Source organism: Vibrio furnissii CIP 102972 (genome assembly GCF_000176175.1).
GTDB classification, from domain to species: Bacteria; Pseudomonadota; Gammaproteobacteria; order Enterobacterales; family Vibrionaceae; genus Vibrio; species Vibrio furnissii.
The window spans coordinates 12,208-27,733 of sequence record NZ_ACZP01000007.1 but is presented as its reverse complement, the minus strand read 5'-3'; the positions used below and the strand labels follow the sequence as shown (position 1 = coordinate 27,733).

Genomic DNA, 15,526 nt, shown 5'->3' with positions numbered 1-15,526 from the left:
GCAGATGTTTGTTCGCAATGTTCCGCTTATAATAGGCAGCGTTAATGAATGTGGTAGGATGTGAGATGTACAAAAAACAGTCGGGCTTTTCCCTCGTGGAATTGGTGATCGTGATTGTGGTCGTCGGCCTGTTGGCGGTGGCGGCATTACCGCGTTTTCTGGATGTGACCGACGAAGCTAAAAAAGCCAGTATTGAAGGTGTCGCAGGTGGTTATGCAACTGGTATACTATCTGCGCGAGCGCAATGGGAGGCGAAAGCGCGTCCTTCCGTGGTAGTCGGCGCCGAGCGCTACAACACCGTGAATTATGACGGCGTTGATTTTTGGCTGACGCGTTCTCAGGATAGCAGCGGAGCGGATACGGATTTTCGCGATGGGTATCCGGTTGCGCTCAATCGCGACAACGCAAGTTTTCCGAGCAGTTTGAGTGATCAAAACTGCATCGATTTAATGGAAAATCTGCTGCAAAACCCACCGGCGGTTGATACGGTGAGCAATGCCAGCAGCAATTCCAATATCAAGTATTCTGCTCAGGCGGATGGGGGCAACTGGACGTGCACGTATGTGCAGCAGGAAGGGAAAAGCGCTCACCAGTTTGTGTATGAAGTAAAGACGGGCCGTGTCACGGTCACATTGCAATAATTCATTATATGTTGAGCTAAGAGAGAGAGTCATAATGAAAAAACAAGGCGGTTTTACCCTTATCGAATTGGTAGTGGTTATCGTAATTCTGGGTATTCTCGCAGTGACTGCGGCCCCACGTTTCCTTAACCTGCAAGATGATGCGCGCAAAGCTTCACTGCAAGGCCTGAAAGGCGCGATCGATGGTGCAGCGGGGATTGTGTACGGTAAAGCTGCGGTTGCAGGTGTGGATGCAAGCGATAGTGGTTCAATTACAGCTGGTGATGTAACGATCGCCACTATCTATGGCTATCCTGCCGCAACATCTGCAGGCATTACTGCTGCTGTGAAAGGCTTGGATGCGGATTGGGATAGCAATGATTCTGCGACTGCGGGCACTGCTCAATACTCATTTAAAGGTACAACTAAATGGGATGTTTCAGAGACTACAGGATGTAATGTGACTTACACGCAAGCGACAAGTACTGCAGAGGCGACTACTGCCGTATATTCAGGTGGTTGTTAATTGACAAAATAAAGGCCAGCGTTGCTGGCCTTTATGCTCTGTCAGATTAGACTGAAGTTCGCCCATGGCCTGTTGCTTGGTGGGCGAGTTGGTTACACTCCTTTTCCTTCTTTCGAGCCGAGATAGCGATGCGAGCATACACACGAAAAGCAGGCGGTTTCACCTTAGTCGAGCTGATTGTCGTGATTGTGCTGGTCGCCATTTTGTCGGCTTACGCCGCCAGCCGCTTTATCGGTGTGTCCAGTTTTTCCGCATTCGCTGCTCAAGAGCAGGCCATCTCGATCATTCGCCAGATTCAAGTGAGCCGCATGCAATCGAATTTGTCGGACACCGCATTGTCGGCGGTTGCCGATGCCGACAACTATTTCACCCTCGCCATCACGGCAAGTTGTCTCGGCTCCGTGTCGGCATGCAGTGCTGCGAATGACGACAGCCGCAGCGATGTGCTGCGCGGCAACAATCTATCCTTCTCTTCTTCCGTGACACTCACCAATCAGCGCGTGCAGTTTAACTTACTGGGCAACCCCCAAGGTAATGCCGCCGCCGGAGTGACGGTGACCATTTCGGCGCCCGATAGCACCGCTTCGGTGTGCATCAACGCGCAAGGTTACGTCGCAAGAGGCGCCTGCTTATGAAGCGAATTACCGGCTTTACCTTAGTCGAAAGCATTATCGCCATGGTGATCCTTGGGCTGGCGATGGTGGTGCTGATTAGCTTCTTGTATCCCCAAGTGGAACGCTCTGCGACGCCCCACTACCAAACGCGCGCTGCCCATTTGGGCCAAAGCTTGATGAGCCAGATTTTGGCACGTGGGTTTGATGACAACAGTGATTTTGATGGCGGCGCCATTCGGTGTGGTGAAGCGTCAACAACGTGTTCATCGGTGCTTGGGCCTGAGGGAGAAAGCTCTCCCGCCCAGTTTAACGATGTCGATGACTATATTGGCTGCTGGTACGGCGACCGTGCTGCTGATTGTGGTTCAGTCACCCGTACGCAGTCATTAACCAATATTTTGGGCGAAAACATCGCACCGAATTACCGCCATTTCACCGTGTTCGTTGACGTCACCTATGTGAATAGCGATTTTCAACCGGTGACCTCGATCACCGACATGAAACGAGTTGAGCTGGTGGTGGATACCGGTCGTTACGGCCGCTATTCCTTCGTTGCCTATCGGGGGAATTACTGATGCGTACCCGTGGCTTTACCCTGATTGAAATGATCCTCACCATCATTGTCGGTTCCATTTTAGTGCTTGGCATCGCTGGGTTTGTCGAGTTGGGCAGCCGTGGTTACGCCGATACCGTGGCTCGTCAGCGCATTCAAACCCAGGCGACATTTGTGTTGGAGAAGATGACGCGTGAACTGCGCCACGCGGTACCCAACAGCATTGCGATTTCTGTCGATACCAGCTCACAACAATGTGTGTCGTTTTATCCTATTGTTTATTCAGGCTTCTATGCGCTAAATACCGCCGATGACAAGCAGTTGTCGTTTATTGTGGGTAACCTGTCTGGCAGTACCGACGCACTGAATTTTGATGGGCTGACGATGATCATCAACCCCAGCAATCAGGACGAATTGACGTCTAGTGCGGCGATTGCCATGAGTGGCAGTGACAAAACCATCACGTTAAGCACGCCATTGGCGAGTCAATCGGTGGCGCAGCGTTTTTACATCTATCAACATCGGGTGGAGTATTGCCTCAATTATGGCGCGAGCACCATCACGCGGAATTTGATCCAGGTTGCGGACAGTGTGTCGTCGGGGGCGTTTACTTATGACGAACCGACGCTACAACGAGGTGGGGTGGTGCATTTATCTCTGGCGTTCGCGCAAAACGGAGAGGTGAGTGAGTTTGAACAAGATGTGCAGGTGCTGAATGTTCCCTAAAATCAAAAAACAAGCGGGTAATCTGTACATCGTGGTGATTTTTGTCATCGTGGTGATGGGCTTTCTTGCTGCCGCGTTGGGGCGGATGGAATGGTCGAATCAAGATGCGTTGTCTCGTGACCTTCTGGGCACCAAAGCGTGGTTTGCTGCACATTCCTTAAATGAGTTGGCACTCACGCAGCTCTATCCGGTGGGGGCGTCGTCTGCTGTGAGTACGACCTGTGAAAGTCATTGGAATGCTGTGCAAAATGCAGCAACGCGTTTGATTGCGCAATATGCGGGGTGTTCTGAGTCGATCACCTGCGATTCGCTCGGCACGTTAAATGATGAGGATGTGTTTAAAGTGGAAAGTCGCGTGGTGTGCGGCTCTGGGCGCTACCAAGTCGAACGTGTTCAAGAAGTGTTGGTCAAGGAGTAACGTGATGAGCCAATGTTGCCGTGTTTTATTCGTGCTTCTCGGGGCTTTGTTGTGGTCTTCGATGAGCTATGCTGCATACGATGCTGCGACGTGCGATAACTTAACCTCGACAAGCGATTTCGGGATTAATTTTTCAATCGATCGTGCCAATCTCAAAGAAACCGTCAATGCGCTAAAGGGGGTCGGCAGCGACACCAAAGCCACGGTACCTTTGTGGAGCAATGACAGTACCGTGTCCTCTCCTGTAATTCGCGATGGCATCACTCAGGAAAACGGCAGCTATGAAGTATGGCTTAAATATGAAGCGAGTAACGATACAAACAAGACTGGGCTGTTGAGTTACTACTTGCTGATTGATGGGCAGTGGAAATTGATCACGGCAGATCAAGAGGCTGATTTACGAGATCTAAAATCAGTCCATGTCAAAGTCACCCATGTTGGCGTCAATGAAGTGGCTTGCGGAAATACCGCAACGCCACCTCCGATTACACCCACTTTCGATAAATGTGAATACTTTCCCGGTCCACTGCAAGGGAACCGGTATAGCGCGCAAAAACCTTGGGCAAGCACGTTGAGTATTTCTGGGGGCTCTGGGAAAGGAAATCGGATTTATCTCGACAATGGCTATGTCATTCCTTTTGCGACGTTGCAATTTGACTCCAATAATCCAAATAACAACCCGGGAGAGGGAAACGGCTGTGTTTACGGCGGTTCGGCACCGGATAGCAGTACAACGCCAACGATGTGTACGATTGATTCTGAGGCGATTGTTTTTGGAGGTAATCCCCCTCTTCCAAAAACATTTACCACGAATGGGCAGGCCATTACTGTTCCAGACAACAATGCCAATTCACCAATGGTGTTAAATGCAGATGAGTACAAATCGATCACTTTCGGAATGAATGGTAGTACGCTGATGCTGAGTGCCGGTGAATATTGGGTTGAGGCGTTAAATCTGAACAAAAACAATGCTCAACTGAAAGTGAATGGCAAAGTCATACTTCATTACAATACGATATCTGTCTCGGGAAACTCGATTCAAATCAATGCTCAGGGCAGTGCGGACGATCTGAACATCATTGGTCATGGTGAAAGTTCGAGTCTTATTCTCAATAATGCCAACGACTTTACCGTCACTGCAAACTGGTATATTTCACCTGAAGTTTCAGCATCAGGAATCGATGCGAATAACGTTGCGCGCTTCCATTACACGGGGGCAATTAGTACGCCATTTTTGTATTTTCGGGCTTCAGATGAAAGTTGGATCAATGCGACTGGTATTAATTCGTGTGATACCTCTCCGCCAGATAGTGACTATCAATTGGTGCTCCAACCCACGGAAGCCTACGCGCTCATTTGCGAAGATCAACGGCTCGAGTTTCAGGTGGTGGATAACAATAACCAAGCAACGGGCGATTTTACCGGAACGATTTCAGTAAGCCCTGCTTCTGCTCGCCTTGCCTTGGTTCAAGGAAAAGGGTCGGGCAGCAATGGGAGCTACACGGCCAATGCGAATGGGGAATTGTGGTTCGATTTAAGTGCCAGCGCGAGTCAAACCGTCACGATTACCGGTACTCTGAACCCACAAGGCGACAGCGATTCGGTGTCCGGCACGTATCACTTTGTGCCCTACAAGCTTGCGGCGGAAGATCAATATGTGATTGCCAATAAACCGCAAACAATCGAGCTGAAAGCGTTGGCGTGCAATGATAACGGTGGCGTGGTGGATATCAACTACGCGGGCACCCCGACGATCCAATCGGATTGGGTGGCACCCACCTCGGGAGTGGGAAGCCTGACGTTTGCGCCAAGCTTTACTCAGGGAGTTGCCAGTAGTGAGCTGACGATGGAAGACTCTGGCATTCAAACCGTCACCATGACCGACAGCAGTTTTGATTGCTCTGGATTGACCGACTGCCCAGTGGAAGGTTCTGGCGTGCTGAAAGGCAGTTTTACTATCTATTCCCGCCCATGGACGTTTGCGATCTGTTCACCCGATAACAATGCGATGGATGGCAATATTACCGATGCTGCGAGCGAAAAATTTACCGCTGCCGGGAATACCTTTGCGCTCAATATTCGCCCGCTGCGTTGGGTCAGCACTTCCGGTGACGACAGCTCGCCGCAAGCGGGTGGTAGCGCGATTGAAACGTCGGCCTACTGCAGCTCCGCGGTCGCGCAAAACTTCTTTTCGGATGAGAGTCAATTAGCGGCGTTAGTTGTGCTCAGTCATCAGGTGGCGCAACCGGCTAATGGCAATGATGGCACGTTCAATGGCACGCTTGAACAACTCAACACCACGGGGGGCAATAGTGAGTACTTGCCGTTTTCGGGGTTGAGCTGGAGCGAAGTGGGTGTACTGCGCGTGAACGCGGACATCAGCGGTACCTATTTGGACATGAAGGTGAATCAGGGCTACCGCGAGATCGGCCGTTTCTCACCTGATCATCTCACATTGATCAGCAATGATTGGGACTATGCGGATGGTCACACGGGTTTTGTGTACATGAATCAAACCATTCCTTACCAGTTCATCGTCGAAGCGCAGAATTTACAAAATGAAGCCACGACCAACTACAGTGCTTTTTCTGAAGCCTTGATTGCCGATATCAAATTGCTGGCTGTTGACAGCCAGGGAGAAGAGCTGGGCGATCGAATTCAAGATTACGATCTGCAATTTTGGGATGGATCAGGCGTTGGTGCTTGGTCGGGGGCGTTGTTCTCCCTGAACAGCAGCAATAATGCGTTTACGTTCTTAAAACAACAGCAATCGGCGTCGCCTTATACCACCAGTGTCGATGGTCCTTATCAAAGCGGGTTTGGCTTGCGTGTGACCGATAAAGTCGACGGGGTCGATTTTGCGTCGGCAGATTTAGATTTGAATGCGTCATCGACGCTGCTCGACACCGGAAAGGCTTTTGCCACTCAACCGGACATTCGATACGGCCGTATGGCGCTGAAAGATGTGGGCGGTACGTCCGTGAGTACGATTAACATTCCTTTGCGCGTAGAGTATTGGCAGGGCGGTCGCTTTGTGACCAACAGCGATGACTCGGGATCACACTTTGCCACGCCGGATGACTACATTTGTCGCCAAACCGTTTGGTCACAAGCCAGCAGTAGCGCAAATGCTACTTTGTCGGGGGCGGATACATCGTCCAACTGGACAAAAGTGGCCTCCGGGCAAAGCTCAAAGCTGTTTGCGAAGCCAGCGAGTTCGGATGAGTCAGTGAATGATCGCCAACAGATCCGCTTTTGGTTGCGTCTCGATGATGACACGAGCAATGCCAGTGACGACACGCGTTCACCGCAAGTGGGCGAAACCGGGGTGACTTGCGGGGCGCAATATACCGCTCAACCTTGGTTGCAGTACAACTGGCGTGACAAAGGGGATGAGGATCCGTCGGCCGTGGTCACCTTTGGGATTCATCGTGGTAATGACAAAGTAATTTTCCGTGGGGAAACCCGCCTGACCGGACAATGATTCGCAGTTTTTTCTAACTCAGGTTAGGAATCTGTTAGAAATTGCGTGTTTCAGTCCATGTTTATACGTCAATGCCTTGCTGTGATCGCAAGGCATTGGTACATTTAGAGCAATTTTCATCTTCATATCTTGCAGGACGAGCGAAGAATATGTTCAAAAAACTTCGTGGCATGTTTTCAAACGACCTATCTATCGATTTAGGTACAGCCAACACTCTTATTTACGTCAAAGGACAGGGCATTGTTCTTGACGAGCCTTCCGTAGTCGCTATTCGCCAAGACAAAGGCCGTGGCGGAAAAACCGTTGCCGCCGTCGGTCACGCGGCGAAACAAATGTTAGGTCGTACGCCGGGCAATATTTCTGCCATTCGTCCGATGAAAGACGGCGTGATTGCTGACTTCTATGTGACTGAAAAAATGTTGCAGCATTTTATCCGCAGCGTGCATGACAACAGCATTCTGAAACCAAGCCCACGTGTACTGGTGTGTGTGCCTTGTGGTTCCACACAAGTTGAGCGCCGTGCGATTCGTGAATCGGCACTGGGTGCGGGTGCACGGGAAGTGTATTTGATCGACGAGCCAATGGCCGCGGCGATCGGTGCTGGCCTGCGCGTTTCTGAACCGACCGGTTCGATGGTGGTCGATATCGGTGGTGGTACCACAGAAGTGGCGGTGATTTCCCTGAACGGCGTGGTGTATTCATCATCTGTGCGTATCGGTGGTGACCGTTTTGATGAAGCGATCATCAATTACGTGCGTCGTAACTACGGCAGCTTGATCGGTGAAGCCACTGCAGAAAAGATCAAACACGAAATTGGTTCAGCTTACCCTGGCGATGAAGTTCAGGAGATCGAAGTTCGTGGTCGCAACCTTGCTGAAGGTGTGCCGCGCAGCTTTACGCTGAACTCCAACGAAATTCTTGAAGCGCTGCAAGAGCCACTGACGGGCATTGTGTCCGCGGTAATGGTTGCGCTGGAACAGTGCCCACCAGAACTGGCTTCGGATATTTCAGAAAACGGCATGGTCCTGACGGGCGGTGGCGCACTGCTGAAAGATCTGGATCGTCTGTTGACTGAAGAGACCGGCATTCCTGTGGTGATCGCTGAAGATCCACTGACCTGTGTGGCTCGTGGCGGCGGTAAAGCTCTTGAAATGATCGACATGCATGGTGGTGACCTCTTTACCGACGAGTAATGGCTTGTCAGGCGCTCGCAAGAGCGCCCGAATACAACTCTAGGATTGTTATAAGATGAAGCCAATATTTGGTCGTGGACCATCTCTTCAACTGCGTCTGTTTTTCGCGGTCATTTTATCAGCCAGCCTCATGCTGGCTGATAGTCGTTTAGGCGCATTCACTCATGTGCGTTTTTTACTCAATAGCTTAGTGGCCCCCATTCAGTATGCTGCCGACCTGCCGCGCAGTATGTTTGATGGTTTCTACGAAAACTTCAATTCCCGTCAGCAGTTGATGGAGTCGAACCGCGCACTCAAACGGGATGTGCTGACGCTGAAAAGTGATTTGATCTTGTTGGATCAATATCGCGAAGAAAACCAGCGTTTGCGAAAGCTGTTGGGCTCGTCGTTCGTCCGTGATGAAAAGAAAGTGGTGACTGAAGTGATGGCGGTGGATACATCGCCTTATCGTCATCAGGTAGTGATCGATAAAGGTCGCATTGATGGCGTGTACGAAGGGCAGCCGGTGATCAACGAAAAAGGCATTGTGGGCCAAGTCACGTTCGTGGCGGCGCATAACAGCCGCGTGCTGTTGCTGATTGACCCTAACAACGCCATTCCGGTACAAAACATTCGTAACGACATTCGCGTGATTGCTTCTGGCAATGGGCAGACGGATGAAATCCAACTCGAACACATCGCAACCAGCACCGACATTGAAGTCGGCGACATGCTGGTGACTTCGGGCCTTGGCGGCGTGTACCCAGAAGGGTATCCGGTGGCTTACATTTCCGAAGTCGATAAAGACACTCGTCGCGAATTCGCGGCCATTAAAGCCACACCAGTGGTGGACTTTGACCGTCTGCGTTATCTGCTGCTGATCTGGCCGAATGAAGATCGCCAACAAAAAGCGATGAGTGCGGAAAATCAACCAATGACTGGGGATGTCAGCAATGGCCAATAATGATTGGGCCGGCCGTTTGGTCATCTGGGCCTCCTTCTTTTTCGCGTTAGTCTTGCAAACCATTCCTTGGCCGGGCTCCCTCGATTTACTGCGCCCGTCTTGGTTGCTGTTGGTGACCTGTTACTGGGTGCTGGCGCTGCCGCATCGTGTCAACGTCGGGACGGCGCTGGTCATGGGTTTGCTGTGGGATTTGCTGCTCGGTTCGACGCTCGGCATTCGCGGCATGATGATGGCGATTGTGGTCTACATCGTGGCGATGAACTTTTTGGTGCTGCGCAACATGGCGTTGTGGCAGCAAGCGATCGTGATTGCGTTGTTGTCGATGGCACTCGAAGTGCTGATCTTCTTCGGCGAATATTTGATTCAAGATGTGACATTCAATCCTTTATCACTCTGGAGTGGCTTGATTAGCTGTATACTTTGGCCATGGATGTTTTTATTGCTGCGTCGTGTACGGCGCCACTGGCACGTGAAATGATGGCCGACCATGACTAACCGAAAACTGATCCTGGCATCGGGTTCGCCTCGCCGCCGGGAATTACTGTCGCAACTGGGGTATTCATTTGAGGTTCTGGTGCCCAATGTGGAGGAATCCCAGCAAAGTGACGAAAACGCAGCGCAGTACGTCGAACGTTTATCACGGGATAAAGCGTTGGCAGGGTTGGCTCTCGCCAATGCCGATGTGGTGGTGATCGGTTCAGATACCATCGTGGTTCAAGACGGGCTGGTACTGGAAAAACCGCGCGATTTTGCAGATGCCGAGCGCATGCTGCAACACTTGTCGGGCCAGCGTCATCAGGTCATGACGGCTGTGACCGTTGCGACACAACAACATTCTCGCTCTGTGGTGGTGACCACGGAGGTGTGGTTCAAGGCCTTGTCACAACAAGAAATCGAACAATATTGGCAAAGCGGCGAACCTTGCGATAAAGCTGGCAGTTATGGCATTCAAGGATTGGGTGGACGATTTGTAACAAGAATTGAAGGTAGCTACTACGCCGTGGTTGGGCTACCCCTCTATGAAACTGACCAGCTCTTGCACGAATTCTTATAATTTAAAACTATTGAGGTGCGCTCATGAGTGCAGAGTTGCTCTTAAACGTCACGCCGAGTGAAACTCGCGTGGCGATGATTGAAGGCGGTGTCCTTCAAGAAATCCATATCGAACGTGAAGCAAAACGGGGCATTGTTGGCAATATCTACAAAGGTAAAGTCAGCCGTGTCTTACCGGGAATGCAAGCCGCCTTTGTCGACATCGGGCTTGATAAAGCGGCATTCCTGCATGCCTCCGACATCGTTCCTCACACTGAATGTGTGGCGGAAACTGAAAAACAGCAGTTCCAAGTGCGCGATATTTCTGAGCTGGTTCGCCAAGGGCAGGATATCGTGGTGCAAGTGGTGAAAGATCCACTCGGCACCAAAGGCGCACGTTTGACCACCGACATCACACTGCCTTCCCGTTACTTGGTGTACATGCCAGGGGCGAGTCATGTGGGCGTGTCGCAACGGATTGAAAGCGAAGCCGAGCGCGAGCGTCTGAAAAATGTGGTGGCGCATTATTGCGATGAGCATGGCGGCTTTATCATTCGCACGGCGGCTGAAGCGGCGAAAGAGCAAGAACTGTCACAAGATGCCGCGTTCTTAAAGCGCTTGTGGGGCAAAGTGATGGAGCGCCGTGAGAAATACAAAAACCGTTCAACCTTGTACGGTGAATTGGGGCTCGCGCAACGTATTTTACGTGATTTCGTCGGTACCGATTTGACCAAAATTTTGGTCGATTCACGGCTGGAATACGAAAACTTGTTGGAATTTACCTCCGAATTTGTACCGGAGTTAACCGACAAGCTGGAGCTGTACGAAGGCGACAAACCGATTTTTGACATGTACGACACCGAAAATGAGATTCAACGTTCGCTAGAGCGTAAAGTGGAACTCAAATCCGGTGGCTACCTGATCATCGATCAAACGGAAGCCATGACCACCATTGACATCAACACGGGTGCCTTTGTAGGTCGTCGTAATCTGGAAGAAACCATCTTCAACACCAACATCGAAGCGACGCAAGCGATCGCGCGTCAACTGCGTCTGCGCAACTTGGGCGGCATCATCATTATCGATTTCATCGATATGCTGTCGGAAGAACATCGTAAGCGAGTACTAACTTCACTGGATGCCGCGTTGAACAAAGATCGCGTCAAAACCAACATCAATGGCTTCACGCAACTGGGTTTGGTGGAGATGACGCGTAAACGTACGCGCGAAAGTATTGAACATGTGCTGTGTTCGACCTGTCCAACCTGTGAAGGGCGTGGCAGTGTCAAAACGGTGGAAACGGTGTGCTTTGAAATTCTGCGTGAAATTACACGCGTCAACCGCGCTTACGATGCTGACCAGTTTGTGGTGTACGCATCGCCTGCCGTGGCGGAAACGCTGCAAGGTGATGAATCGCATTCGCTGGCAGAGCTGGAAGTCTTTATCGGCAAGGAAGTGCGTATTCAGGCAGAGCCTTTGTATGTACAAGAGCAATTTGACGTCGTGATGATGTAATAGGACAACGGGTGATCTCAACCTTAACTCGCCTTGGGCGGATTGTACTGTGGCTGCTGGTCAGCTGTTTGGTTTTGTTGGCGATTGCCATCACGGCGCTGCGCGTGCTGTTGCCGGAGATGAACCGCTTCAAGGACGAGATTCAAGACTGGGTGAGCGAACAGAGCCACATTCAGTTTGTGATCACCGATGTGCGTGGCTTTTGGCGTAACACGCACCCGTCCTTGGCGCTGCAAGGGGTTCAAGCCAATTTGCCCGATGGCAGCCAAATCCAGTTCGATACCGGACGGATTGATGTTGAATTCGATCTGGTGCAGAGCGTGCTCCAGCGCCAACCGGTGATCGCCAACCTCATCATTCACCAACTCAAACTCGATATTCGCTCCATTGACTGGACGCGCCTCAACCAAACCGATGGCCAGTCCAGTCAAGCCAACACGCAGGGCAAGATCCTGCGTCGCCTTGATGATCTGTTCCTGCGTCAGTTAGATGACTTTACGGTGCAGGACTCGACCATTCTTTATCAAACGCTGGCCGGCGACATGCGCCAGTTGAACATCGAAAAACTGCACTGGAAGAATCAAGGCGCACGCCACTTTGCCGATGGTGAAATCAGTATCGCCGATACGGAAATTAACTCTTTGCAAGTGAGTGCTAACTTCGAAGACCACGGTTCGCTGCAGGATATCTCGGGCAATTTCTACCTCAGTGCCGACAAACTACGCGTTCGCCCGTGGCTCACTCGCTATTTGACCGACGAAACGGGCATCGAGCGCGGCGTGGTCAGCTTTAATGCGTGGATGACGCTGAAAAACAGTCAACCCGTGGATGGCTATGTCGAACTCAAGCCCTCGGAATTGGCGTGGCAAAGCGATGAACGTCATGAATTGCTGCTTGAATCCGGCATTGTCCAGCTTTCACCGACTGAAAAGGGCTGGCAGGTGAATGCGCACTCACTCAAATTGCGCACAGACGACACGCCGTGGCCGGAAGTGGATGTGGCGCTCGACTGGCAGCCGGAGCAATGGCGTCTGAACGTTTCGCAACTCGACATTCAAGCGCTGCTGCCGCTGATGAAGTTGGTGCCTGAATCGAAGCAAACCAATCAACTGCTGAGCGAATTGAACCCCAGCGGCTTGGTGGAAGATTTACGTATCGCCCAAGGGGCACATCAAGCACCGCTGCGCTACTCAGCCACGCTGACGGATGCAGGCATTTCGCAATGGGAACTGTTGCCGGAAGTGCATCATTTGCAGGCGCGCATTTCGGGTACACCGACGAAAGCGCTCATTAACGCCTCGTTGATTGATGACACGTTGCCGTATGGCGATGTGTTCCAAGCGCCGCTCAATATTCGCCAAGGGCAAGTGGATTTGGTGTGGCAAAGCGATGACGCAGGTTGGTCATTGTGGGCGGACAAAGTCACGGCGGCAACGCCGGATCTGCAAGTGCTGGGCGCGTTTCGTCTCGATTTCCCGAATGATAAAAGTCCATTTTTGTCATTCTATGCCGAAGCGGATGCTTACAACGCCGGTGAAACGTGGCGTTATCTGCCGACACTGGCATTGGGCCACGACCTGACCGATTACCTCTCCACCGCGATTCAGGGCGGGAAAGTCACGACGGCGAAGCTGGTGTGGTACGGCGAATTGGATCATTTCCCGTATCAACATCACAATGGCATTTTTCAAGCGTGGGTTGGGCTCAAAGAGGGAAAATTCAGTTTTGATACCGCGTGGCCGGCGATCACGGACATGCAGTTAGATTTGCTGTTTGAAAATGATGCCATGTATCTCGATTCTCATGCCGCGACTTTGATGGATGTGAAAGCGACGCGCATCACCGGCCGAATTCCCGAGCTGGCGCCTGATGGTCACATTGAAATTGAAGCGACTGCGGTTGCCCAAGGCAATGCGGTGCGCGACTACATGACCGCCACACCGCTGGTGGATTCCGTGGGGGCGGCGTTAACCGCGATTCAAGTCAGCGGCGAAGTGAATTCCGAATTCCGGCTCAATATTCCTTTTACCACCGATAAAGAGCCACGCGCTTGGGGTTGGGCGGATCTCAAACGCAACCATGTTGAGATTGATGCGCCGCCCATGATGCTCGATTCGGTGTCGGGACGCATTCAGTTTGATAACGATGTGGTGACGGCTGCCGGGTTGTCGGCTCAATTGCTCAAACAACCGATCTCATTTGATTTTAAAGGCGAAAACGCCCAGCAAGGGTATGCGGTCAATATTGATTTGGTCGGCGATTGGGACATCAAACCGCTCACGCCTTACGTCGGCGCGCGTTGGTTAAGCCGCCTGCAAGGTCACGCGCCGTGGCAAATGGGCGTGGACATTCAGCTCAATGACGTCGGCTTTACCTACCAGATTGATGCGCAAGCAAACCTGAATCGCGTGGCCAGTCGTTACCCGTATCCGTTGTCGAAAACACTCAATACGCCGGGCAGTGCCCGTTTGCAAGCGTCAGGTAATCAGGAAGCGATTACCGCGCGTTTGCAACTGCCGAATGCCAAATATCAGGCTGAAATTGACATCACCAAAGCGACGCCGGTCTTGACGGCGACGAACGTGGTGCTGGGGCAAGGCAGCTTTAAGATCAGCCCAGTGGTGGGCCATCACGCGCAGATTCGAACGGATAAGCTCAATCTCGATGACTGGTTGGCTCTGGCCAATGAAACGCCACAGACCAAAGCGAGTCAACAAGCGGCGTTGGCGACACTCAATACGCCGGAAATTCCTATGCCACAGCGGGTCGATCTGAAAGTGAAGGATCTGACGTTGGCCGGTTTGGAATGGCACGATGTGAACTTTAACGCGCGCGAGAAAAATCTCGGTTGGCTGCTGAACCTCGACAGTCAGGAAATTAAAGGCCAAGCGAACTATATTGAACCGTATGATCTGTCGGTCTCTTTAGAGCGTCTGCATGTCTACCTTCCGGAGCTTGACAACCAAGACGCCAAAGTGCCGCTGGTGGATGTTGAGAAACAAAATACCCCGTTGATCTCGGATTTTGATCGTCAGTTCCACGCGATGATGCCGAATCTCACTTTGGTGATCGACGATTTTTGGTTGCAGGGATATAAGATCGGCAAGCTCAATATGGATCTTGAACGCCATGAAAACACACTGATGTGGAAGCGCATCGATGTGGCGAGCGGCACCAATCAAGTACACATTAACGGCAGTTGGACGTTGACCGATACCACCAGTCATACCGAAATGAATCTGGATATGAAAGGCGACAACAACAGCGATCTGATGGAGCGCTTTGGCATCAGTTCCGGGATTCAGAAAGCCCCCTTTGAGATGTCGAGTCGCACACAATGGGACGGCGCACCGTGGTCGATGAAGGTCAACACCTTGCAGGGCAACCTAGAAACCAAGTTGGGGAAAGGGGTGATCTCCAACGTCAGCGGTGCTGCGCGTTTGCTGGGGCTGTTTAGTCTGGATTCGATCATTCGCAAGATGCAGCTCGACTTTAGTGACGTGTTTGATAAAGGGATGGCGTTTAACTCGATTACCGGCAGTGGCGAGATTTCTCAAGGTGTCTTTCTGACCAACAACATCAAAATGGATGCGGTGGCCGGTGAAATGACGATCAAAGGATTGGCGGATCTCAATACGCGCATGGTCGACGCGGAAGTGAATTTCGTGCCGGACATTACCTCGGGCATTCCGGTCTTGACCGCGTTTGCCGTCACGCCAGCCACGGCGCTGTATGTGCTGGCTGTGACCACAGTGATTTCGCCAGTGGTCGAGATCTTTACGCAGGTCAATTATGAAGTGAAAGGCCCGCTGGATTCGCCGACGGTGAAAGAGCTGTCGCGTAGCAAAGGTGAATTCAAGTTACCGAAAAAACTCAGAAAGCTGGTTGAATAAGGATAAACA

13 protein-coding genes are annotated in these 15,526 nt (G+C 51.6%); all 13 read left to right on the top strand.

What is annotated here, in order from left to right:
- Positions 1-65: 65 nt before the first annotated feature.
- Entirely contained in the window at positions 66-641 is a 576-nt protein-coding gene (locus VFA_RS00985; protein ID WP_004724061.1) for a prepilin-type N-terminal cleavage/methylation domain-containing protein, read from the top strand.
- A gap of 34 nt (positions 642-675) precedes the next feature.
- Entirely contained in the window at positions 676-1,146 is a 471-nt protein-coding gene (locus VFA_RS00980; RefSeq protein ID WP_004724060.1) for a type II secretion system protein, read from the top strand.
- A 128-nt stretch (positions 1,147-1,274) separates the two neighbouring features.
- Complete coding sequence (locus VFA_RS00975) at positions 1,275-1,781, top strand: prepilin-type N-terminal cleavage/methylation domain-containing protein (RefSeq protein WP_004724057.1); 507 nt, start codon at positions 1,275-1,277, stop codon at positions 1,779-1,781.
- Positions 1,778-2,335, top strand: a complete 558-nt coding sequence (locus VFA_RS00970; protein WP_004724056.1) for a type IV pilus modification PilV family protein — start codon at positions 1,778-1,780, stop codon at positions 2,333-2,335. The genes VFA_RS00975 and VFA_RS00970 overlap by 4 nt, the downstream gene beginning before the upstream one ends.
- Entirely contained in the window at positions 2,335-3,039 is a 705-nt protein-coding gene (locus tag VFA_RS00965) for a PilW family protein (protein WP_004724054.1), read from the top strand. Before VFA_RS00970 ends, VFA_RS00965 begins: the two co-directional genes overlap by 1 nt.
- Positions 3,029-3,457 carry a hypothetical protein gene (locus tag VFA_RS00960; RefSeq protein WP_004724051.1) on the top strand — a complete coding sequence of 143 codons (429 nt, stop codon included), beginning with the start codon at positions 3,029-3,031 and terminating at the stop codon, positions 3,455-3,457. Before VFA_RS00965 ends, VFA_RS00960 begins: the two co-directional genes overlap by 11 nt.
- Positions 3,458-3,518: 61 nt before the next feature.
- A complete protein-coding gene (locus tag VFA_RS00955) occupies positions 3,519-6,941 on the top strand; it encodes a DUF6701 domain-containing protein (protein ID WP_232281676.1) in 3,423 nt (1,140 codons plus the stop codon).
- A 149-nt stretch (positions 6,942-7,090) separates the two neighbouring features.
- Complete coding sequence (locus tag VFA_RS00950; protein WP_004724046.1) at positions 7,091-8,134, top strand: rod shape-determining protein; 1,044 nt, start codon at positions 7,091-7,093, stop codon at positions 8,132-8,134.
- 55 nt (positions 8,135-8,189) lie between these two features.
- The gene (gene mreC, locus VFA_RS00945; RefSeq protein WP_004724045.1) at positions 8,190-9,077 is read left to right on the top strand and encodes a rod shape-determining protein MreC; all 888 of its coding nucleotides are present in this window, start codon (positions 8,190-8,192) and stop codon (positions 9,075-9,077) included.
- Positions 9,067-9,555 carry a rod shape-determining protein MreD gene (gene mreD, locus VFA_RS00940; RefSeq protein ID WP_004724042.1) on the top strand — a complete coding sequence of 163 codons (489 nt, stop codon included), beginning with the start codon at positions 9,067-9,069 and terminating at the stop codon, positions 9,553-9,555. Before mreC ends, mreD begins: the two co-directional genes overlap by 11 nt.
- A gap of 9 nt (positions 9,556-9,564) precedes the next feature.
- A complete protein-coding gene (locus VFA_RS00935; protein WP_004724041.1) occupies positions 9,565-10,131 on the top strand; it encodes a Maf family protein in 567 nt (188 codons plus the stop codon).
- A 23-nt stretch (positions 10,132-10,154) separates the two neighbouring features.
- Entirely contained in the window at positions 10,155-11,624 is a 1,470-nt protein-coding gene (gene rng, locus VFA_RS00930; protein WP_004724039.1) for a ribonuclease G, read from the top strand.
- A gap of 11 nt (positions 11,625-11,635) precedes the next feature.
- On the top strand, positions 11,636-15,517 hold the full coding sequence (locus VFA_RS00925) for a YhdP family protein (RefSeq protein ID WP_004724036.1): 3,882 nt from the start codon (positions 11,636-11,638) through the stop codon (positions 15,515-15,517).
- Positions 15,518-15,526: the final 9 nt, after the last annotated feature.

Coding starts and splice junctions, on each gene's coding strand:
- VFA_RS00965 (WP_004724054.1), top strand. CDS start 2,335: ATGCGTACCCGTGGCTTTACCCTGATTGAAATGATCCTCACCATCATT.
- VFA_RS00955 (WP_232281676.1), top strand. CDS start 3,519: ATGAGCTATGCTGCATACGATGCTGCGACGTGCGATAACTTAACCTCG.
- VFA_RS00935 (WP_004724041.1), top strand. CDS start 9,565: ATGACTAACCGAAAACTGATCCTGGCATCGGGTTCGCCTCGCCGCCGG.
- mreD (WP_004724042.1), top strand. CDS start 9,067: ATGGCCAATAATGATTGGGCCGGCCGTTTGGTCATCTGGGCCTCCTTC.
- VFA_RS00985 (WP_004724061.1), top strand. CDS start 66: ATGTACAAAAAACAGTCGGGCTTTTCCCTCGTGGAATTGGTGATCGTG.
- VFA_RS00960 (WP_004724051.1), top strand. CDS start 3,029: ATGTTCCCTAAAATCAAAAAACAAGCGGGTAATCTGTACATCGTGGTG.
- VFA_RS00980 (WP_004724060.1), top strand. CDS start 676: ATGAAAAAACAAGGCGGTTTTACCCTTATCGAATTGGTAGTGGTTATC.
- VFA_RS00975 (WP_004724057.1), top strand. CDS start 1,275: ATGCGAGCATACACACGAAAAGCAGGCGGTTTCACCTTAGTCGAGCTG.
- VFA_RS00970 (WP_004724056.1), top strand. CDS start 1,778: ATGAAGCGAATTACCGGCTTTACCTTAGTCGAAAGCATTATCGCCATG.
- VFA_RS00950 (WP_004724046.1), top strand. CDS start 7,091: ATGTTCAAAAAACTTCGTGGCATGTTTTCAAACGACCTATCTATCGAT.
- rng (WP_004724039.1), top strand. CDS start 10,155: ATGAGTGCAGAGTTGCTCTTAAACGTCACGCCGAGTGAAACTCGCGTG.
- mreC (WP_004724045.1), top strand. CDS start 8,190: ATGAAGCCAATATTTGGTCGTGGACCATCTCTTCAACTGCGTCTGTTT.